Below are 21,423 nucleotides of genomic sequence, written 5' to 3' on the forward strand. Positions count from 1 at the left end.
ATTAATGGAGGAATGAAAAAAATGTTACCTGTAAAATATACTTTAAAAAAAACTGATGGAAAAGCTAGACTAGGAGAAATTGAAACACCTCATGGGAAAATACAAACTCCTATATTTATGCCAGTTGGGACACAAGCAACTGTAAAAACAATGACACCAGAAGAGTTAAAAGAGATAAAAGCAGAAATAATTTTAAGTAATACATATCATCTATTTTTGAGACCAGGAGATGAACTAATTGCAAAAGCAGGAGGATTACATAAATTTATGCATTGGGATAGACCAATATTAACAGATAGTGGTGGATTCCAAGTTTTTAGTCTTGGAGCATTAAGAAAAATAACAGAAGAAGGGGTAAAATTTAATTCTCATATAGATGGAAGAAAACTTTTTATCTCACCAGAAAAATCAATTGAAATACAAAACAATCTTGGTTCGGATATAATGATGGCATTTGATGAATGTCCACCATATCCAGCAGAATATGAATATGTAAAGCAATCACTTCACAGGACTACAAGATGGGCAAAAAGGTGTATAGATACAAATAAACATAAAGACAGACAAGGTTTATTTGGAATAGTTCAAGGTGGAGTTCATGAAGATTTGAGAGATATAAGCTTGGAAGAACTTATGCAGTATGAAGATGAATTTAGTGGATTTGCAATTGGTGGGCTTAGTGTAGGAGAGCCAAAAGAGCATATGTATAGAATTTTAGATTATATAACACCTAAATTGCCTGAAAATAAACCTAGATATTTAATGGGAGTGGGAGAACCACTTGATATATTAGAAGCTGTTTCTCAAGGAATAGATATGATGGATTGCGTATTACCTAGTAGAATAGGAAGACACGGTACTGTGTTTACAAGAACTGGAAAATTAGTTGTAAAAAATGCTAAATATAAAGAGGATTTTACGCCTATTGATGAAGAATGTGATTGTTATGTTTGTAAAAATTATACAAGAGGCTATATTAGACATCTTTTTAAAGCAAATGAACTATTGGGAATGAGACTGGCTACTTATCATAATTTACATTTTTTGATAAAAATGATGGATGAAATAAGAGAGGCTATTGCAGAAGATAGATTTTATGAATATAAAGAAAATTTCATAAAAAAATATACAGGAGAAAAATAGATGAATGTAAAAGTAAGGGTAATAGATATATTAAATAGTGTTGATGAAGGTAAATATAGTAATATAGTTTTAAATGCGTATTTTAATTCTAATAGTGTGGAAGAAAAAGAAAAAGGATTTATGACAGAACTATTTTATGGAGTTATAAGAAATAAAATATTTATTGAATACATTATAGGCAAATTTACTAAAAAAGTAAAAAAAAAGTGGATGTATAATTTATTAAAAATATCTATTTATCAAGGGTTTTATATGAATTCAGATATAAAAGGTGTAGTTTGGGAAGCCGCAGAAGTTACTAAAAATAAATATGGAATTGAAATGTCAAAATTTATAAATGCAGTTTTAAGAAATATATTTAGAAATATAGATAATATAAGAGAAGAGCTAGAAAACGAGGAAAGATATGATATTTTATACTCATATCCAGAATGGATCTATAAAAAATTAAAAAAAGAGTATCCAGAAAACTTTTTAGAGGTAATGGAAAGTTATAAAAAAGTAGCAAAAATGAGTTTTAGAGTAAACAGATTAAAATATAGTGAAGTTGAATTTGAAGAATATTTAGAGAAAAATGGAATAAATATTTTAAAAAAAGTAGATTCGGTATATTATGTTGATTCAGGTAAAATTATTAATACAGATATTTTTCGTTCTGGAAAAGTTATAGTTCAAGATGGAAGCTCATATTATGCAGCTAAATTATTAGGAGCTAAACAAGGAGAAAAGATATTGGATTGTTGTAGTGCACCAGGCTCTAAAGCTATGGTTATGGCAGAAAATATGAATAATATTGGTGAAATAACAGCAATAGATATATATAAGCATAAGATAAAGTTAATAAAACAAAACAAAAAGAAATGTGGAGCAGAGATTGTATTGCCAAGATTACATGATGCGACTAAAATAAAAGGAGAATTTGACAAAATTTTAGTGGATGCACCTTGTAGTAGTATTGGGGTTATAAGAAAAAAGCCAGAAACTTTATATAATAAAGAATATAAAAATATAAAAGAATTAGCTAAACTTCAAGAAGAGATATTAGAAAATGTGTCTAAATCACTAAAAGTGGGCGGAGAATTAATTTATAGCACTTGTACTATTTTTAATGAAGAAAATGGAGATAATATAAAAAAATTCTTAGAGAATAATAAAGAATTTAAAGTAGAGAAGATTGAATTAGATGATAATATAAATTATTCATATGATGAAATTGGTGGAATAAAAATAGGTTATAAAGAAGAATTTTTAGATGGATTTTATATTATAAAATTAGTTAGAGGTGAATAAAAATAATGATTGAAGAATTAAATGAATTAAATAGTTATATTATAGATAAAATAGAAGAAAATGATGAGTTACTGTTGGAATTAGAAAAATATGCAGTTGAAAATAGAGTTCCAATAGTAACAAAAGAAGTAGCAAAATATTTGGAATTTATGGCTGAAATTTTAAAAAGTAAAAATATATTGGAAATAGGGAGTGCAATAGGATATTCTGGTATAATTTTAGCAAAAGTGGCAAAAAAATATAATGGGAAATTAACAACAATTGAAATTGACGAAGATAGATATAACATAGCAAAAATAAATTTTGAAAAAGCTAAATTAACCAATGTGAATATAATATTAGGAGATGCGCTAGATGTAATTAGTGGCTTGGATGAAAAATATGATTTTATATTTTTAGATGCAGCAAAAGGAAAATATATGGATTTTTTTAAAAAAAGTTATGAAAAACTAAATGCAGGTGGAGTAGTTTTTATTGATAATATTTTATTTAGAGGTTATGTAAATAAAATAGATTATCCAAAACGATATAAAACAATTGTAAAGAGACTTAATGAATTTATAGATTATTTGTATAAAAATCATGATTTTGTATTGTTGCCATTTGGAGATGGGATAGGGTTGGTAAAAAAATGAGATTAGATAAATTTTTGACAGAATGTGGATTAGGAAGCAGAACTGAAGTTAAAAAGATTATAAAAAAAGGTATTAGAATTAATGGAAAAATTGTAAAAAATGGAAAATTTCAACTAGATGAATTTAATTCAGAAGTGGAAGTAGATAATAAAAGAGTAGAATATAAAAAATATAGATATTATATTCTGAATAAACCGCAGGGAGTAATTACAGCTACAGAAGATGCAAGAGAAAAAACAGTTATGGATATATTACCTACAGATGTTATAAAGAAAAATTTAATACCTGTTGGAAGATTAGATAAAGATACAGAAGGATTATTATTATTAACAAATAATGGAGAATTGGCGCATAATGTGTTATCTCCTAAAAAACATGTTAAAAAGAAATATTTTGTAAAATGTGAAAAAGAGGTTAATTTAGCAGATATTAAATTATTAGAAAACGGTGTAGATATAGGGAATTATATAACAAAGCCAGCAAAAGTAGAACTTTTAAATGAAAAAGAGATTAATTTAGAGATTTCAGAAGGTAAATTTCATCAAATAAAAAGAATGTTAAAAGCAGTGGATAATGAAGTTATATATTTAAAAAGAGTTGAATTTGGGGAATTAAAATTGAAAGATTTTAATTTAGGATTAGGAGAAGTTGTAGAGGTTAGTGAAAAAGATATAATTGGAAAAGATATAATAGAGAAAGAAGGGGAGTAAATAAATATGGGCGAAATAAAAAGAGAAGGGTTTGCAAATAAAATAGGAGCAATAGCAGCAATAGCAGGTTCAGCAATTGGTCTTGGAAATATATGGAGATTTCCATATATGGCAGGTTCTAATGGCGGTGGAGCATTTTTATTTGTATATTTAATTTGTATAGCAATTTTAGGATTTTCAGTAATGATGGCAGAATTTATATTAGGGCGAGCAGCACAAAGAAATGTAGTGGGAGCTTATGGAAAGTTTGGAAATAAAAACTGGAAAATAGTTGGATATATAGCAAATATTACAGGGTTTGTTTTACTTAGTTTTTATGGAATAATAGGTGGATGGGCATTAAAATATATTTATCTTTCAATTACAAATAGTTTTAGTGGGAAAACATCTACTCAATTAGGAGCGATTTTTAGTTCTTTTATTGGTAAAGGAATGCAGCCACTGTTTTGGTATATATTATTTATGGCATTAACAGCAATAATCATTTTGTCTGGAGTTCAAAAAGGGATAGAGAAAGCTAGTGAAATTATGATGCCTTTACTATTTGGAATAATAATAATATTAGCTGTTCGAGCACTGTTTTTACCAGGAGCAAAAGAGGGATTAAAATTTTTATTTGCAGTTGATTTTTCAAAAATAACAGGAAAAGTTATTTTAAGTGCTTTGGGACATTCATTTTTCACATTAAGTTTGGGAATGGGTACAATGGTAATTTATGGTTCTTATATAAAAGAAAAAACAAAGCTTGAGAATGTGGCATTACAAGTTATAATTGCAGATACATTAGTTGCAATTTTAGCAGGGATAGTTATTTTTCCAGCAATATTTACTTTTGGTATTAATCCTGCAGGTGGACCTGGATTAGCATTTATTACATTACCAAATGTATTTTTAAAAATAACTGGTGGATATTTTATAGCAATATTATTTTTTGCACTGTTATCAATAGCAGCACTTACTTCTTCAATATCTATATTAGAAGTTTTAGTAGCATATTTTGTAGAAGAAAAAAATATAGATAGAAAAAAAGCAACTATAGTTACAACAATTGTTATGATTATGGTAGGTATCCCAGCATCATTGTCATTAAATCCAAGTAGACATCTTATTTTTGGTGGAAAATCAATTTTTGATTGGTTTGATTTTTTTACAGGAACATTAATGTTACCTGTAGGTGGATTATTTGTTTCAATTTTTGTAGGATGGTTTTTAGATAAAAATATTATAAAAAAAGAGTTGAAAGATAACCAATTGCTTATGAAATTTTTAAGTTTTACATTGAAATTTATAGCACCAATAACTGTTTTTATAGTTTTGATTAATGGATTGGGGATAATTAAATAGCATAAGTTTAGAAAAATATTTTTTGGAGATTATAATTATAAATAGATGTAAGAGATATTCTATTGTGATTTGGATTACAGAAATTTTATAAAGAAAATAGTATTATTAATTTATAAAGCAGGAATAGAATTCAAAAATAGTCAAGTTTAGGCTATTTCAAAATCTATCTCTGCTTTTGTTTTTGATAAATTTATTTTTTTAAACTCCCTTATCTTGAAATAAAATTAAAATTAATGTATAATAGATAAAGTTGTACTATTAGGATAATATAAAGGAGTGATAATATGTTGAGATATTTAATGGCTGGAGAATCACATGGAAAAGCACTGACTGCAATTTTAGATGGATTACCAGCAGGATTAGAAATTTTGGAAGAGGATATAAATAAAGATTTAGCTAGGCGACAAAAAGGATATGGTCGTGGAGATAGAATGAAAATAGAAACTGATAAAGTGGAAATATTAAATGGAGTTAGATGGAAAAAAAGTTTAGGCGACCCAATTACACTTATGATAAGAAACAAAGATTGGGAAAATTGGTCAATGAAAATGTCAAGTGGGGAAGATTATTTTGAAAGTATGAAAGATATCATAATAACAAAACCAAGACCAGGACACGCAGATTTAACAGGATATATAAAATATAATCAATATGATGTTAGGAATATATTAGAATTTGCAAGTGCAAGGAATTCTGCAATTAGAGTGGCAATAGGTGCTGTTTGTAAAAAGTTTTTATCAGAATTTGGAGTAGAAATATTTAGTTATGTTACGGAAATAGGAGGAATAGAAGCAGATTACAAAAATATGAGCTATGATGAAATATTAAATAATATTGATGAAGATATGTTAAAGACACCAGATAAAAGTGCAGAAAAGATTATGATAGAAAAAATTAGGAAAGCTAAAAAAGATGGAGATACAGTAGGTGGAGTTTTTGAAGTCGTCGCAAGAAATTTGCCAATAGGATTAGGAACTTATACACAATGGGATAAAAGATTAGATGGTAATTTAGCAGCTTCATTAATGAGTATTCAAGCTATAAAAGGTGTAGAGATAGGAATGGGATTTGAAACAGCTAAAAAACTTGGTTCAGAAGTACATGATGAGATATTTTATAGTGAAGATGAAAAATTTTATAGAAAAACAAATAGAGCAGGTGGTTTAGAGGGTGGAATGAGTAATGGAGAAGATATTGTAGTTCGTGCTGCAATGAAACCAATTCCTACATTATATACTCCATTAAATTCGGTAGATATAGAAACAAAAGAGCCATTTGAAGCTTCTGTAGAAAGATCGGATGCGTCAGCAGTTCCAGCAGCTTCTGTAATAGGAGAAGCGGTAGTTGCTTATGAATTAGCAAAATCTTTTATAGAAAAATTTGGTGGAGATTCTATGGAAGAGATAAAAAGAAATTATGAATCATATAAAAATTATGTAAAAAATATATAGGGGATATAAATGGATATAAGAGAATATTTGAAAGAAAACAGGTATTTAATTACAGATGGAGCAATGGGAACTTACTATTCTCAAATTACAAAAAAATATACAACTTTTTCTGAAGTTGCTAATTTAGATGAGCCTGAAATTATAGAAGAAATTCATAAAGAATATATAAAAGCAGGTGCAAAATTAATAAGAACTAATACTTTTTCAGCTAATTCTTATGTATTAAGATGTGATATGGAAAAAGTAAAAAAAATAATAGAAGCAGCATCTAATATAGCAAAAAAAGCAGTTGGAGAAAAAGAGATATTAATTGCAGCTGATATTGGTCCAATTATTTCAACAAAAGAAGAAGAATCAAATGAAGTTATAAAAGAATATAAAGTTATAATAGATAGTTTTATAGAGCAAAATTTGGATATTTTTATATTTGAAACTTTTAGTAGCTATGAATATTTAGAAGAATTGTCTAAATATATAAAAGAGAAAAAGTCCAACGCATTTATATTAACACAATTTGCTTTAATGCCAAATGGTTATACAAGAAAAGGTATTAGCGGAGATAGATTAATTAAAAATGTAAAAAAGATAAGTACCATAGATGCTTATGGTTTTAATTGTGGGACAGGTCCAATGCACTTATATAATAATTTGAAAAAGCTTAATTTTAATAATGATATAATTTCTGTGTTGCCCAATGCAGGATTTCCAGAAATTGTAAATGAAAGAACAGTATATACTCAAAATCCAGAATATTTTTCTGAATTAATGAAGGATATTGCAGGATTAGGAGCAAAAATTATTGGTGGGTGTTGTGGGACAACACCAGAACATATAAAGGCAATAAGTGAAAAATTAATAGGGACATCAATAGAAATAGAACTAAAAGAAAAAAGATATAAAAAGAAAGAAGTAAAGATTGAAAAAGAGAATAAAAATAATTTTAGAGAAAAATTACAAAAAGGAAAGTTTGTGATTGCAGTAGAATTAGACCCACCTTTTGGAATTGATACTTCTAAAATTATGAATGCTGCAAGAATTTTTTCAGAAAGTGGGAAAATTGATACAATTACAGTGTCTGATTCACCAATTGGAAAAGTAAGAATAAATTCACTAATGATTGCTAATAAAATAAAAAGAGAATTAGGAATGGAAGTTATACCGCATATTTGTTGCAGAGATAGAAATATAATTGCATTAAAGTCTGATTTATTAGGAGCAAATATTGAGAATTTACAAAATATATTAATTGTTACAGGGGACCCAATACCAAGTGAAGATAGAAATGAAATAAAAAGCGTATTTAATCTAAACTCTATGGAATTGATAAAATTAGCGAATGAATTAAACAAAGAAAAATTTTCAGATAATAAATTTTTTATAGGTGGGGCCTTAAATTTAAATGTATTAAATAAAGGCGTAGAGTGGAAAAGGATGAAAAAGAAAAGAAGTTTAGGAGCAGAATTTTTCTTAACTCAACCTATTTACGATGACACTGCAATTGAATATTTAAAGAGTAAAAATCATAAAAGTGATACAAAAATATTAGCAGGAATAATGCCGCTTGTTAGTTATAGAAATGCACAATTTTTAAATAACGAAATACCAGGCATAACAATTCCAGAGTATTACTTGTCGCAATTTAAAAATAACATGACAAGAGAAGAAGCACAAGAAGTAGGGATAAAAATAGCAGTAGAAATTGGTCAAAAGTTGAAAAAATATGTAGATGGATTTTATTTTATAACTCCATTTAATAGAGCAAATATGATATTAGATATTATAAAAAGACTAGAAATATAAAAAAGAAGTACAGGATAAATTTTATCTTGTACTTCTTTTGGTTAGGGGAAGAGTTTATTCTTTATCCGTAAATATCCAGATGCATATTTGCATAAGATTTATTTACTTGATTAACAAGCTTTTGATTAGTTGGAGCTTGTTTAATTTGATTTCCAGCTTGAATCAATTGTTCCATTTCACTTCTTGAAAGATTGTTAGACTGATTAAGACTAAAATAACCAGCTTGAGAACTTACACTACCTATATTCACAAAAAATCACCTCTTTGTAATCTTCCCCTAGTTTCTACTATCGGTATAACTCCTTATATTTATAATAGTTATTTAGAACTTTTTTTACGTAATTTTTAGTTTCTGCAAATGGGATATCATCAATAGTTAATTTTTTATGCTTTTTTATCCACCTATTTACATTTGTTTCGCCAGCGTTATAAGAAGCAATAATTGGAATTAAATTTCCGTTATATTTTTTATATAATAATTTTAAATATTTAGTTCCTATTTTTATATTTAATTCAGGGTCTAATAAATCCTCATATAAAATATTTTTTTGAAATGATTTTGCAGTTGGTAAAATTAGCTGCATTAATCCATATGCACTAGAATTAGATATCTCATCATCTTTAAAATTACTTTCTTGTTTTATTATGCTATAAATAAGTTCTGGCTCTAAATTGGATTTAGAAGCATAATATTCAACAAATTCTTTATAATACTTTGGATAAAGATATTGTGTGAATTCATTATATCTTGAAAAAGAATAATAATATTTATAACTTTGTTTTAAAGCTAAATGATAGAAGTTAGATTTTTCTAAATATTTAACTTTAAGATAATTTTTTAAAACACCTTCATTTTTATTAAATTTAAACTGGTTTATTTCAATTAAACAACCTTCATAAAAATCTAAATCAGCAATTGCGTTAAGCTTTAAGATTAAGTGAGAATATGTTTTTAATTTATCCTCTAAATTATATTTTTTCTTAATATGTTGCTTTTCTAATATATTTTTTGCCAACTCGTAATAATAAGAATTATAATTGTATTTAATTATCTCTTCAATATATTTTTTTTCTTTAGTCTTTAAATATGTTTTATATCTATATTCTGCTGACAAATCAGAATATAAAGATTTTTTTAACATTTCATTTAAAACAATATAATATTCTTTACTGTTTTTTAGTTTAGAATATATTTTTAATTTATATCCATATGCTTCTAAATAATTTGATAAATTTAAATATTTCAAACTTTTATCATATTTATGCTCAAAATAATATAATTTTCCAATAATATAATTTACTTTTGGAAGTAAAGAAGTAATTTTAACCTTTTTTAAATATAAAATTGCTTTGTCTAATTTTCCAACTCTTCTATATGAGCTTCCAATATAATAATATATTTTAGATTTATAGATATTATTTTTCAAAATATTGTTTGCATATAAAATAGTGTTGGGATATTCTTTTTTAGAAAAAAGAGTCTTAATAATTTTTATTTCCAAACTATTAGTTGGTTTTAATTTTTCTGCAAATTTATATAATTTCTTTGAATAATTATATTTTCCAACAGAAAAGAAAAAGTCGGAAATATCAATTAGTTGATTATAACTCAATTTTTTTATATTTTTAAAATTGTGTAGATATTTTATCTGATAAATATTCTTATACTTATTAGAAGATAAGGCTAAATCTTGGAGAGCTAATTTTTCATATTTCACTTTTTTAGAGTTATATTTTTTAGAGAAAAGTTTAGAGTAGTAAGATAAACTTAAATCTTTATTTATATTTGAATAAGATTTCCCAAGTAAAAAATATACCTCATATTTATGGTATGTTGTTTGTTTTAAATATTTAATAGCATTTTTATAATCTTTCTTTTGAAATAAAATTTTTCCTAAAAAATAATGAGGATATGTTGATTTAATTAAGTTGCTATCTGAATAATTTTTAAATAAATTTTCAAGCAATGTTTCGCTCACATCAAACTTATTGCTTTCATATAATTTTTCAGCTTTGGAAAATATAACGTAATCATTAATATTAATTGCATAAATATTAATATTAAATATAATGAAAATAGATATTAATATATATTTCATGTGATTCACCTCCAAAGTTATTATAGTTTATTTTTTTATATAAATCAAATTAAATTTTTTTGAATTTATATTTGATATTTTTTTAATATAAGTTTAATATGACTTTGAAATATGCAAAAATTGTGATATAATTATAAAAATATAAACACTTTATTTGACACTAACCTATTAAATTTAGGAGGTATTTTATGAAAAAGTTAAATATAAAAAAACACTTAAAAAATATTTTATCCGAAAAAAGATATGAACACACTATTGCTGTAGCAGAAACATCAGTAAAACTTGCTAAAATATATGGCGAGGATATAAATAAAATTGAAATTGCAGCATTACTTCATGATTGTGCAAAAAATTTAAAATTATCAGAAATGAAAAGGCTAATAGGAAGGGAAAGTGAATTGACCAAAGTAGAATATAATCTTCCTGAAATATTGCATGGATTCGCAGGTGCTATTTATGCAAGAAATATATTTAAAATAGAGGATAAAGATATATTAAATGCAATAAAATATCATACAATAGGCAGAAAAAATATGACAATGATAGAAAAAATAATTTATATTGCTGATGTAATAGAACCTGGAAGAAAATGCGGGAATGTAGATAAAGTTAGAAAATTAGCATATAAAGATATAGACTGTGCAATATTACAAGAGATGAAAAACAAAATAAATTACTTGTTATCAACTAATAGAGTAATTCATACTAATACAATTGATATGAGAAATAGTATATTATTAAAAAAAAGGAATGGTAAAAAAGATGAGAATATTAGTTGTTGAAGATGAAAAAAATATTGCGGAGTATTTAAAAAAAGGATTACAAGAATCAGGATATGTAGTGGATACTGTTTTTGATGGTGAAGAGGCAGTATATATGGCTTCAATTTATGAATATGACTTAATACTTTTAGATGTTATGATTCCTAAATTGGATGGAGTAGGCGTGATAAAAGAACTTAGAAAAAATAAAAATAGTTCATATGTTATTATGGTAACAGCAAAGGATAAAATAGAAGATAGAGTGAAAGGGCTTGATGCAGGAGCAGATGATTATATTACAAAACCATTTGCATTTGCAGAACTTTTAGCAAGAATAAGGGCTGTCCTGAGAAGAGGAAGCGATGATAAGGAAAATATATTAAAAGTAAAAAATTTAGAGATGGATTTAGTAAAAAGAGAAGTAAAAAGAGAAGGGAAATTAATAGAACTTACTTCTAGAGAATTTTCTTTATTAGAATATTTTTTGCGAAATAAAAATATGGTGCTAACTAGAATAATGATTTCAGAACGAGTTTGGGATATAGATTTTATAACGGAAACGAATGTTGTAGATGTATATATAAATCATTTACGAAAAAAAATAGATAATAATTTTAAAGATAAACTTATACATACTATAAGGGGGGTAGGATACATATTAAAAGATTAAAAATTGGAATAAAAAAGAAAATACTAATTATAAATATAACTATAATATTTTTTATATTAGGGTTATCTAGTTTTCTGTTTTTTATTATGCTGAAAAAATATACTTTTTCAGATGTAGATTCTAATTTAAAAACTACAAGTCAAATTATAAAAAATAGTATTCAGAAAAAATTTACACCTTTTGATTTTTATTTTGGAGATATAAAAGATTTAATTCCGAAAGATATCTCTGTAGCAATTGTAGATGAAAATGGAGCTATTTTATATAAAAATAACAATAAATTAAAAATAAAATTTTCAAAAGAAGATTTATCTAAAATATTTAATTATAAGTTGATTTATAAAGATTTGAATGATTATAGAATAATAATTAATCCATATAAATTTTATGGAAGAATAAATTTTTTGATTTTAGGTAAAAATACAAAGAGATTAACAGAACTTAATAGAAATATAATTTTTTTATTTTTTATAATAATGTTTTTTATAGCAGTTTTGTTAATTATATTAACGACAGATACAATTAATAGGATATTAAAATCAATTCAAAACATAACAAAAGTTGCAGAAAAGGTTGAAAATAATAGCTTACAATATAGAATAGAAAATAGATATAATACAAAAGAAATTGATGAACTTGTAAAGACTTTAAATAATATGTTAGATAGAATAGAAGATGGATTTTTAAAAGTAAAACAATTTACTTCTGATGTTTCTCATGAATTAAAAACTCCGATTTCATCAATAAAAAATATGCTGGAAGTTGAACTTTTAGAAACGAGAACAGCAAAGGAATATAAAGAGGTTATAATTAAAACTTTAGAACAAATAAATTGGTTGTCAAATATTGTAAATGACTTGTTATTGATGACTAGAATTGAGTCTGGAAAAGAAAGCTTAAATATAGAAAAATTCAATTTATCTAATGTAATTATAGAATTGATTGAATTAATGGAAGGAATAGCTGAAGAAAAAGAGGTAACAATATTATTTGAGGGAGAAAAAAATATTTTTATAGAAGCTGATAATAATAAATTAAAAAGAGTTATTTTAAATATGATGTCAAATGGAATAAAGTATAATAAAAAAAATGGAGAATTAAAAATAGAAATTAAAGAATTAGAGAATAATATAGAAATAATATTTGGAGATACTGGAATTGGTATGAAAAAGGAAAATTTGAATAAAATTTTTGAAAGATTTTATAGAGAAGATAAAGTAAGAACAATAAGAAAATCAGGAACGGGATTGGGATTATCTATTGTTAAATTTATAATAGAAAAGCATAAAGGAAAAATAGAAGTGGAGAGTATTGAAGGATTTGGAAGTAAATTTAGAATAATTTTACCCAAAAATTATAATTGAAAGTACTTTTTATAAAAAAATTCAGCACAAAGAAAAAGCATTTAAAATCATGGGAGAACATTGGTAAAAGAATATTTATGTGGGGGAATTAAGGAGGAAATAATGATAAGAATTTTGAAAACACTGCTACTGTTTTTTTTGCTAATAGTAAGTTTAGTGGGATGTGGTGGGACAAAAGAAAAGAAAGTGGCTGTAATTTTTACAAGTTCAATTGAGGGAAGAATAGATGGAATTAACACTGATAAAGGAAAGTTTGGTGGAATAGTTAATATTGCAGAAGAGATAAGAATTAAGAGAAAAGAGTTAGAAGAAAATGGGTATAAAGTATTATTAATGGATACAGGCAATAGTCTAAGTGGTACATATTATGGCTCTGGTGATAATATATATAATATATATGAAAAAATAGGATATCAAGTAATAGGAATAGGGGCTAGAGAATTAGAGCTTGGAATAGATAAAGTAGGAGAATTTAATAAAAAAGGAAAATTAAAATTTGTTTTAACAAATATTAGTGAAATAGATAAATATGCAAATGAAGAAGTAACTATAAAAATTAATGATGTTAAAATTTCAATTTTAAATTTTATAGATTATGAATCGCAAAATAATTATAAAAGAGAATTAAAAGGGTTGAAGGCATATTCCGCAATAGGAGAAGTGGCTTTAAAAAAAGTTGATGATGTATCTAAAAAGAGCGATGTAGTATTAGTTATTAATAATGGTACCCCTGTAATGAAATATAAATATTTAAATACAAATATAAAAAATTTAATTAATATATCTAGACATGATTTTAAAAATAGGAATATATATAATTTAAAAAGATATGGTCAAGAATTAGGCGTAATTACATTTGCGTATAATAGAAATGGAAAAATAATAAAGAATTTTAAGATCGAAAAATTTCCAATAACAGAAATGAAAATAAATAATGCAAAAGATATAGAAAAACTTTTGGAATATGAAAAACAATCAAAACAGCAAGAAGGAGAAACAGTTTTAGGAAAATCTAATATTATATTAGATAGAGATAACAGTTATAAAGAAGAATCGCCAATAACAAATTTTGTTTGTGATGTTTTATATGAGAAATATAAAAATAAAGGAGTAAAATTTGTTTTAATAAATAATGGTTCAGTAAGAAAACCGCTATTAAAAGGAAATATAACTAAAAAAGATATTTTTAATGTAATACCGTTTTTTAATTATTCAACAATTTTGGATTTAAAAGGTAAAGATATACAAAGAATTTTAGAAAAGCAAAATGAATTTTATGGTAGAATAAGAATGCAATCAAATTTAGGTGTGATACAAAAAATAAGCAAAAATAAACTAGAAGTTTATTTAAATGGAAAAAAGCTTGAAGATGAAAAATATTATAGGATATTAACAACTAATTATTTAGCAAATGGAGGGGATGATTGCACTGAATTTGCTAATAAAATAAATACTGAATATGGAAATTTATTAAGAGAAGATGTGGAAGAATATGTAAGAAAGAAAAAAATCATTGATTATAAATTCAAAAAAAGAATACTAAAATTAGGAGGACAAAATGATTGATTTTAAAAAAGTAAAAAAGATGAAAAAGGCAGAAATACATTTACATTTAGATGGTTCTATGAGAATAGAAACTATTTTAGACTTGGCTAAAAAAGATGGAATAGAATTACCAACTTATAATTTTGATGAATTTAGAAAATATGTCGAGGTAGAAAAAGATAATAGTTCTTTAATAGAATATCTTAAAAAATTTGAATTGCCATTAATGGTATTACAAGATAGTAAAGCATTAGAAAGAACCGCTTATGAATTAATTGAAGATTTGGCAAAAGATAATTATATATATGTAGAGATAAGATTTGCTCCATTACTACATTTAAATAATGGAATGAAGGCAGAAGAAGTTGTAGAATCAGTTTTGAGAGGATTAAAAAAAGCAAAAGAAAAATTTGGAGTTGAATCTGGATTATTATTATCAGTTATGAGGCATATGTCAGTTGAAGATGGGAAAAAAGTTTTAGAATTAGGTAAAAAATATAAAGATAGTGGCGTTGTTGGATTGGATATGGCAGGAGATGAAAAAAATTATTCGCCATTAATATTTAAAGAAGTTTTTGAGGAAGCAAGAGAAGCAGGAATAAATTTTACTATACATGCAGGAGAAGCAGCAGGAGTAAAGAGTATAAGAGAAGCAATTGAATTAGGAGCAAAACGACTAGGACATGGGATAAGAGCTTTTGAAGATGAAGAACTATTAAAAGAGATAAAAGAAAAAAATATTGTATTGGAAGTTTGCCCAATTAGTAATTTTCAAACTAAAGTATTGGCGGATTTCCATGATTATCCTATAAAAAAATATTTGAAAATGGGAATAAAATTAAGCTTAAACACAGATAATAGAACTGTATCAAATACCAATTTTATAAAAGAATTGAAATTTTTAGAGAAATATTTTGATTTTGAAAATGAAGAAATTGAAGAGATGGTAAGAAATAGCGTGAGGTTTAGTTTTGCAAAAGAAGAGACAAAAAAAAGATTATTAGAGGAGTTATAAAATGAGAGATGATAAAGATATAATATATTTTTTATCAGAAAACAAAGCAAAAGGGATAAATGAAATAATAGATTCACTTGGAATGTCCAGAAAAAATAAAAAAAAGATATCTAAAAAATTGGAAGAGTTAGAAGAAGCAGGGGAAATAGTTAAAATAAAAGGGAATAGATATACAACACCAGAAAAGGCAGGATATTTAAAAGGAAAATTTCAAATATCAAGAGGAAGCTTTGGATTTGTAGATGGAGAAAATGAATCTGTTTTTATTCCAAGAGGAAAATTTGGAACTGCAATGTCAGGAGATACTGTGTTAGTTAATATTACTGTACAAGGCACAGCTAGAAAAAAAAGCGAAGGTGAAATAGTAAAAATAGTAAAACGAAGTTCTGATAAAGTAATTGGAATATTTCAAGAAAATAGAAACTTTGGATTTGTAGTTCCAACAACTAAAATGGGAAAAGATATATTTATAAGTAGAAAATATTTTAAAAATGCTAAAAATGATGATCTTGTTTTAGTAGAGGTATTAAATTGGGGTGAAAAAGCTAAAAAACCAGAAGGAAAAATAATTGAAGTATTAGGAGATCCATATGATACAAATGTAATGATAGATGCTTTAATAAAACGAAATGGATATAGCGAAGAGTTTCCAGAAGAGGTAAAAAAAGAGTTAGAAAATATAACTGAACCATCTGAAGAAGAAAAGAAAAAAAGAAGAGATTTGAGAGAATTAGCATTAATCACAATCGATGGAGAAGATGCTAGAGATTTGGATGATGCTGTTTATGTAGAAAAATTAGAAAATAATAATTACAAATTAATAGTAAGTATAGCAGATGTATCTTATTATGTAAAAGAAGGCTCAGAGCTAGATAAAGAAGCTTTAAATAGAGGGAATAGCGTTTATTTAGTAGATAGAGTAATACCAATGTTTCCAAGAAAATTATCAAATGGCATATGTTCGCTAAATGAAAAAGTTGATAGATTAGCATATACAGTGGAAATGGAAATAAATGAAAAAGGAAAAGTCTTGTTTGTAGATACATATAAATCTGTTATAAATGTAAAACATAGAATGACATATGGTTCTGTTAATAAAATATTAAAAGATGACAGTAGTGAAATTGAGAAATATAGAGATATTTATGATATGCTAAAGAAAATGAGAAAATTATCAGATATTTTAAGAAATAAAAGATTAAAAAGAGGGAGTATAGATTTTGATTTTAAAGAAAAAAAAGTTGTATTAAATAAAAAAGAAAAAGTTGAATATATAAAGGTAAGAAGTAGAGATTTATCTGAAAGTTTAATAGAGGAATTTATGTTATCAGCAAATGAAGCTGTAGCTGAAAAACTATTTTGGTATGAAATTCCTTCAATATATAGAATTCATGAAAAACCAGATCTAGATGACATAAAAGCTCTTAATAAAATATTAATGAATTTTGGATATAAAATATCTAATATAAATGAATTACATCCTGGAAAATTTCAAAAGATAATAGAGGATGTAAAAGATAAAGAATATAGTATGTTAGTAAATAAAGTAATCTTAATGTCGTTAAAACAAGCTAAATATAATTTAGAAAATTTAGGACATTTTGGATTAGCAGCAAGTTATTATACACATTTTACTTCCCCAATAAGAAGATATTCTGATCTGATTGTACACAGAATATTAGATGAAGTGGAAAGTGGAAAAATCAATAAAAAAAGAAGCTTATATTTAGAAAAATTTATTGATAAAGCTGCAAAACATATCTCAACGACAGAAAGAGATGCAGAAAAAGCAGAGAGAGAAAGTGTTAGAATAAAAATAGTAGAGTATATGATAGATAAAGTTGGGAATGAATATAACGGAATCATTACAGGATTAAATAAAAATGGAATGTTTATAGAATTAGAAAACTATGTAGAGTGTTTTTTTAATACAAATAATGCTAAAGATGAATACATTTTTGACGAAAATAAAAATAAAGTACTTGAAAAAAATAGGAATAAGAGTTATAATATAGGCGATGCAATAAAAATTTTAGTAGTTAGAGCGGAATTAAAAGATTTATCAGTTGAAGTGATTCCTTTCGAAGGAGAAGAAAATGGCGATAGCAGCAAATAAAAAAGCATATCATGATTATACCATTTTAGAAAAACTTGAAGTTGGGATAGAATTAAAAGGAACAGAAGTAAAATCGGTAAAAGCAGGAAAAACTAGCATAAAAGAAAGCTATGTAAAAATATTAAAAGATGAAGTATTCATTTTAAATATGTATATTGGAAGTTATGAGTTTGGAAATATACATAATGTAGATGAGAGAAGAACTAGAAAATTATTTTTACATAAGAAAGAGATATCAAAATTGGCTGGTAAAGTTTCTGCAAAAGGATTTACACTTGTGCCATTAAAAGTATATCAGAAGAAAAGATTAATTAAATTAGAAATTGGTTTGGCACAAGGAAAAAAATTACATGATAAAAGAGAAGTATTAGCAAAAAGAGATCAACTAAGAGATATCAATAGAGAATTAAAAAATTATAGGTAATATTTTGGGGGTGTTCTGGTTTCGACAGGGGTGGATATTTTATAATAAGCAAGCTAGGGTGACTCCTATAAAAAGTCAAAACTTAAAATTAAACGCAAATAATAATAATTACGCTTTAGCTGCCTAGTCAGCTAGCCATTGGTTGTCCTTGTCAGGGTGGATTAAATCAATGCTAACTTTACCTGACTACCTATTATTAGGTTCTCTGAATTAATAGGGAAATTTAGGAGATAGTTTTATCAAATCTTGCTTTTGGGAGTTGATAAAATGAATTTAAATCAAAAGATAAGCTTGTAGAAAGTTATAGATGATTTGTCTCTGGACATGGGTTCGATTCCCATCACCTCCACCAAAATTTATATATAAATAAGTACTTAAATAGAATACAATAAAAGTTATATTAGACTTAGCAGTTTTTTCATTTCTATGAGAAAAAAATAAAAAATAGGGGGATTGCTTTATGAAAAGAATAAAAACAACATTATATGTATTATTATTTTTATCAATTAATTTATTAGGATTTGGAAATGTTAATAAAGAATTAGTTCGTTTAGAAATAAATGAAACAGCAAGAGGATTTACAAAAGACCAGGTTTGGAAAAAGATACCCTTTACAGTTCCTTATGAAACAGAAATAAAAATAACAGTTATAGCTTCTACTGATTCCAATGGAAAAAGAAATGATGATGATTTAAAATGGGCATTAGATGAAAATGACTTTGGATGGGCTACAGAAAGAGCATGGGATGGAAGAACATTAAATGGAAAGAAGAAAACAGTAGTTGTAACAACTAGATTAAATGCGGGAGATCACTATTTGAAGTTTTGGGCTGATCAAACGCCGACTTTATATTCAATAAAAATTGAATATAAAGCTAAAAATACTATAAAAGAATTAAAAATGAAAGATTATAGATATATAGATGGAATGGGTATTAAGCTTTTATGGGAACCTGTAGAAAAAGCAAATGGATATAAGATATTTAAAAAATCTAAAAAATATTCAAAATATTCAGAAGTTGCAGAAGTAAAAGTTCCATTTTTTATGGATGCGTTTGTTACTCCTGGAGATATTTATGATTATAAAATAGCAGTTTTGAATAAAGCTAAAAGAATAAGTTTTTATTCAAAATCAATGACAATTGAAGTTTCAGAAAAGATACCGCCAAAAGTAGTATCAGATTTAAAAGTTATATCTAAAAAGGGTGTAGTATATTTAGACTGGAATCAAAATACAGAACCCGATTTTGCAAGTTACAATATATATAGAAAGGGTAAAAATGATTTAAGATATTCAAAATATGCAATAGCCTTAGATAATAGATATGAGGATAAAAAAGCTAGTGAAATGAAAAAATATTCTTATAGAATTACTGCTGTAGATATGAATGGAAATGAAAGTGGAATGTCAAAAGAGGTGACAGTATTAGTAAAGCCTAAATTTTATAGACCACAAGGTGTTGGAGATATATATCCAAAGGAATTTTATCCTGGGGATACAATAACAATATATTTTTCACCTAGAAAAAGTACTCAAATAAGAAAAAGAAGATTAAGAGCAAAAAGAAGAGATCCAAAGATAAGACCGTTGCCAAAACAAATGTATGTACATTATGGATTAAATAACTGGGATCCAGATTATACTATAGCAGAAGCAAAAGACCCTAAAATGACTTATGATAAATCTATTTCCGCTTGGAAATACGAGATGAAAGTTCCTATTATTACTAAAGAGATAGATTTTGTATTTAAAGATGAGTTAGATAATTGGGATACTAACTGGTCAAAAGATTATAAATATAAAGCTGCAAAAGATAAAGTACCTCCAAGTGCTCCAACTAAATTAACATCAATACCAAAATATAAATTAGTTTATTTAGAATGGGCACCAAATGAAGAGGCAGATTTAAGCTATTATAAAATTTTTAGAAGTTCAACAAAAAATGGAAAGTTTGTTCCTATAACAGCAAAATTGAAATCAAATTATTATAGGGATATAGATTTAACACCTAGAAGTACACATTTTTATAAGATTAAGGCTTATGATGTTAATGATAATGAAAGTGAATTTTCTAATATGACTGAAGCCAAAGTATTAGAAAAAGGGATAGAGCTTAATAAACCATGTACTTGGAATCCAAAAGTTCCAGGGATGGGTGAAAAAGTTAAGATATATTATTCGCAGCATTTAGGAGCTTTAAAAGAGTCAAAAAAAGTTATGATAAAAATAGGTGTTAATGATTGGGATACTCTTAAAAAGCCTATAAAAAATTATGATATGAAATATGATAAAATTTTAGATGGATGGTATTATGAATATAATGTAGAGCCAGGGGTATATACTGTAAATGTTGCATTTACAGATGGTCTTTTATGGGATACAAATTTTGGAATGAATTGGAATATAAAAGTTATGCCAGATAAAGAGCCGCCAACAAATGTAGTAGGATTAAAAGCAATTCCAGAAGCAGATAGAATCAACTTGTTATGGAAAGCTAATACAGAAAAAGATTTGGCAGGATATAATGTTTATAAAAATGGAAATAAATTAAATAATGCTTTGATAAAAGAAGCTAAATATGAAGATGTAGCGGTAGAATCAGGAGTTGATTTGAATTATTCTGTTACGGCGGTTGATATGTATGGAAATGAAAGTATACAAACAGCAATAACAACAAAGACTTTGAGAGATATTATAACTGTTCCAGAAACAGTATACATGTCAACTTTAGCCAATAATAGGTTAAGACTAATAGCTTCATTTGATACTATTGTTGCTTGGGAAATAAAAGTAGTTGATTCAAATGGAAATTTAGTAAATAAATTTAATGGTAGAGGTTCAAATGCAATTGCGGTATGGTATTTAAATGATATAAATGGAAAAAGAATAAAAGTAGGAAAATATAAGTATATAGTTAGTGTTATGGGCGATGAAAGTATAATGAAAAAAGAAGTTCAAATACAAATTATAAAATAAAAAAGTCGGCGTATGCCGACTTTTTTATTTTATATATGTTTAAACTAATAGGAAAAGATAAATTTATTCAGAAAATAAG

At 25.8% G+C, this 21,423-nt stretch carries 17 protein-coding genes and 1 other RNA gene; 16 read left to right on the forward strand and 2 right to left on the reverse strand.

Features of this window, described 5'->3' with window-relative positions:
• Positions 1-12 precede the first annotated feature (12 nt).
• The 7 genes from tgt to RDY08_RS04000 all read left to right on the forward strand — a co-directional run bounded on the left by tgt (position 13) and on the right by RDY08_RS04000 (position 8,373).
• Positions 13-1,143 (forward strand): tRNA guanosine(34) transglycosylase Tgt, encoded by a 1,131-nt coding sequence (gene tgt / locus RDY08_RS03970; protein WP_307905132.1) that lies wholly within the window; start codon positions 13-15, stop codon positions 1,141-1,143.
• Positions 1,144-2,433 carry a 16S rRNA (cytosine(967)-C(5))-methyltransferase RsmB gene (gene rsmB, locus RDY08_RS03975; protein ID WP_307905133.1) on the forward strand — a complete coding sequence of 430 codons (1,290 nt, stop codon included), beginning with the start codon at positions 1,144-1,146 and terminating at the stop codon, positions 2,431-2,433. It begins immediately after the preceding gene.
• Between the two features lie 5 nt (positions 2,434-2,438).
• Positions 2,439-3,068, forward strand: a complete 630-nt coding sequence (locus RDY08_RS03980) for an O-methyltransferase (protein WP_307905134.1) — start codon at positions 2,439-2,441, stop codon at positions 3,066-3,068.
• The gene (locus RDY08_RS03985; protein WP_307905135.1) at positions 3,065-3,778 is read left to right on the forward strand and encodes a pseudouridine synthase; all 714 of its coding nucleotides are present in this window, start codon (positions 3,065-3,067) and stop codon (positions 3,776-3,778) included. The genes RDY08_RS03980 and RDY08_RS03985 overlap by 4 nt, the downstream gene beginning before the upstream one ends.
• Positions 3,779-3,784: 6 nt before the next feature.
• Positions 3,785-5,122, forward strand: a complete 1,338-nt coding sequence (locus RDY08_RS03990; RefSeq protein ID WP_307905136.1) for a sodium-dependent transporter — start codon at positions 3,785-3,787, stop codon at positions 5,120-5,122.
• A gap of 284 nt (positions 5,123-5,406) precedes the next feature.
• Complete coding sequence (gene aroC / locus RDY08_RS03995) at positions 5,407-6,573, forward strand: chorismate synthase (protein WP_307905137.1); 1,167 nt, start codon at positions 5,407-5,409, stop codon at positions 6,571-6,573.
• Positions 6,574-6,582: 9 nt separating this feature from the next.
• A complete protein-coding gene (locus RDY08_RS04000; protein WP_307905138.1) occupies positions 6,583-8,373 on the forward strand; it encodes a bifunctional homocysteine S-methyltransferase/methylenetetrahydrofolate reductase in 1,791 nt (596 codons plus the stop codon).
• Positions 8,374-8,434: 61 nt separating this feature from the next.
• Here RDY08_RS04000 and RDY08_RS04005 read toward each other — a convergent pair whose 3' ends face one another.
• Together RDY08_RS04005 and RDY08_RS04010 are read right to left on the reverse strand one after the other, a co-directional pair.
• Positions 8,435-8,623, reverse strand: coding sequence for a hypothetical protein (locus RDY08_RS04005; RefSeq protein ID WP_307905139.1), 189 nt, complete (start codon positions 8,621-8,623; stop codon positions 8,435-8,437).
• Between the two features lie 37 nt (positions 8,624-8,660).
• Positions 8,661-10,472: a lytic transglycosylase domain-containing protein gene (locus RDY08_RS04010; RefSeq protein WP_307905140.1), complete on the reverse strand. Its 1,812-nt coding sequence runs from the start codon at positions 10,470-10,472 to the stop codon at positions 8,661-8,663.
• Positions 10,473-10,660: 188 nt separating this feature from the next.
• On the opposite strand from RDY08_RS04010, the gene yqeK reads away from it, so the two are divergent.
• The 9 genes from yqeK to RDY08_RS04055 all read left to right on the forward strand — a co-directional run bounded on the left by yqeK (position 10,661) and on the right by RDY08_RS04055 (position 21,344).
• Entirely contained in the window at positions 10,661-11,254 is a 594-nt protein-coding gene (gene yqeK / locus RDY08_RS04015; protein ID WP_307905141.1) for a bis(5'-nucleosyl)-tetraphosphatase (symmetrical) YqeK, read from the forward strand.
• Positions 11,235-11,903: a response regulator gene (locus tag RDY08_RS04020; protein ID WP_307905142.1), complete on the forward strand. Its 669-nt coding sequence runs from the start codon at positions 11,235-11,237 to the stop codon at positions 11,901-11,903. The genes yqeK and RDY08_RS04020 overlap by 20 nt, the downstream gene beginning before the upstream one ends.
• An 86-nt stretch (positions 11,904-11,989) precedes the next feature.
• Entirely contained in the window at positions 11,990-13,267 is a 1,278-nt protein-coding gene (locus RDY08_RS04025) for a HAMP domain-containing sensor histidine kinase (protein WP_307905143.1), read from the forward strand.
• A gap of 102 nt (positions 13,268-13,369) precedes the next feature.
• Positions 13,370-14,833 carry a 5'-nucleotidase C-terminal domain-containing protein gene (locus RDY08_RS04030; RefSeq protein ID WP_307905144.1) on the forward strand — a complete coding sequence of 488 codons (1,464 nt, stop codon included), beginning with the start codon at positions 13,370-13,372 and terminating at the stop codon, positions 14,831-14,833.
• Entirely contained in the window at positions 14,826-15,827 is a 1,002-nt protein-coding gene (gene add, locus RDY08_RS04035) for an adenosine deaminase (protein WP_307905145.1), read from the forward strand. The genes RDY08_RS04030 and add overlap by 8 nt, the downstream gene beginning before the upstream one ends.
• A gap of 1 nt (position 15,828) precedes the next feature.
• Positions 15,829-17,943 (forward strand): ribonuclease R, encoded by a 2,115-nt coding sequence (gene rnr / locus RDY08_RS04040; RefSeq protein ID WP_307905146.1) that lies wholly within the window; start codon positions 15,829-15,831, stop codon positions 17,941-17,943.
• On the forward strand, positions 17,924-18,367 hold the full coding sequence (gene smpB, locus RDY08_RS04045) for an SsrA-binding protein SmpB (RefSeq protein WP_307905147.1): 444 nt from the start codon (positions 17,924-17,926) through the stop codon (positions 18,365-18,367). Before rnr ends, smpB begins: the two co-directional genes overlap by 20 nt.
• Positions 18,368-18,373: 6 nt before the next feature.
• Positions 18,374-18,719: a transfer-messenger RNA gene (gene ssrA, locus RDY08_RS04050) on the forward strand.
• 108 nt (positions 18,720-18,827) lie between these two features.
• Positions 18,828-21,344, forward strand: coding sequence for a carbohydrate-binding protein (locus RDY08_RS04055; protein WP_307905148.1), 2,517 nt, complete (start codon positions 18,828-18,830; stop codon positions 21,342-21,344).
• Positions 21,345-21,423: the final 79 nt, after the last annotated feature.

The sequence above is a fragment of the Haliovirga abyssi genome (genome assembly GCF_030295325.1).
GTDB lineage: Bacteria > Fusobacteriota > Fusobacteriia > Fusobacteriales > Haliovirgaceae > Haliovirga > Haliovirga abyssi.

What these genes read in the sequence shown, in the direction of transcription:
- RDY08_RS04055 (WP_307905148.1), top strand. Translation starts at nt 18,828, where the DNA reads ATGAAAAGAATAAAAACAACATTATATGTATTATTATTTTTATCAATT.
- aroC (WP_307905137.1), top strand. Translation starts at nt 5,407, where the DNA reads ATGTTGAGATATTTAATGGCTGGAGAATCACATGGAAAAGCACTGACT.
- smpB (WP_307905147.1), top strand. Translation starts at nt 17,924, where the DNA reads ATGGCGATAGCAGCAAATAAAAAAGCATATCATGATTATACCATTTTA.
- RDY08_RS03980 (WP_307905134.1), top strand. Translation starts at nt 2,439, where the DNA reads ATGATTGAAGAATTAAATGAATTAAATAGTTATATTATAGATAAAATA.
- add (WP_307905145.1), top strand. Translation starts at nt 14,826, where the DNA reads ATGATTGATTTTAAAAAAGTAAAAAAGATGAAAAAGGCAGAAATACAT.
- RDY08_RS04025 (WP_307905143.1), top strand. Translation starts at nt 11,990, where the DNA reads ATGCTGAAAAAATATACTTTTTCAGATGTAGATTCTAATTTAAAAACT.
- RDY08_RS04000 (WP_307905138.1), top strand. Translation starts at nt 6,583, where the DNA reads ATGGATATAAGAGAATATTTGAAAGAAAACAGGTATTTAATTACAGAT.
- RDY08_RS04010 (WP_307905140.1), bottom strand. Translation starts at nt 10,472, where the DNA reads ATGAAATATATATTAATATCTATTTTCATTATATTTAATATTAATATT.
- RDY08_RS04020 (WP_307905142.1), top strand. Translation starts at nt 11,235, where the DNA reads ATGAGAATATTAGTTGTTGAAGATGAAAAAAATATTGCGGAGTATTTA.
- RDY08_RS03985 (WP_307905135.1), top strand. Translation starts at nt 3,065, where the DNA reads ATGAGATTAGATAAATTTTTGACAGAATGTGGATTAGGAAGCAGAACT.
- RDY08_RS03990 (WP_307905136.1), top strand. Translation starts at nt 3,785, where the DNA reads ATGGGCGAAATAAAAAGAGAAGGGTTTGCAAATAAAATAGGAGCAATA.
- tgt (WP_307905132.1), top strand. Translation starts at nt 13, where the DNA reads ATGAAAAAAATGTTACCTGTAAAATATACTTTAAAAAAAACTGATGGA.
- RDY08_RS04030 (WP_307905144.1), top strand. Translation starts at nt 13,370, where the DNA reads ATGATAAGAATTTTGAAAACACTGCTACTGTTTTTTTTGCTAATAGTA.
- rnr (WP_307905146.1), top strand. Translation starts at nt 15,829, where the DNA reads ATGAGAGATGATAAAGATATAATATATTTTTTATCAGAAAACAAAGCA.
- rsmB (WP_307905133.1), top strand. Translation starts at nt 1,144, where the DNA reads ATGAATGTAAAAGTAAGGGTAATAGATATATTAAATAGTGTTGATGAA.
- yqeK (WP_307905141.1), top strand. Translation starts at nt 10,661, where the DNA reads ATGAAAAAGTTAAATATAAAAAAACACTTAAAAAATATTTTATCCGAA.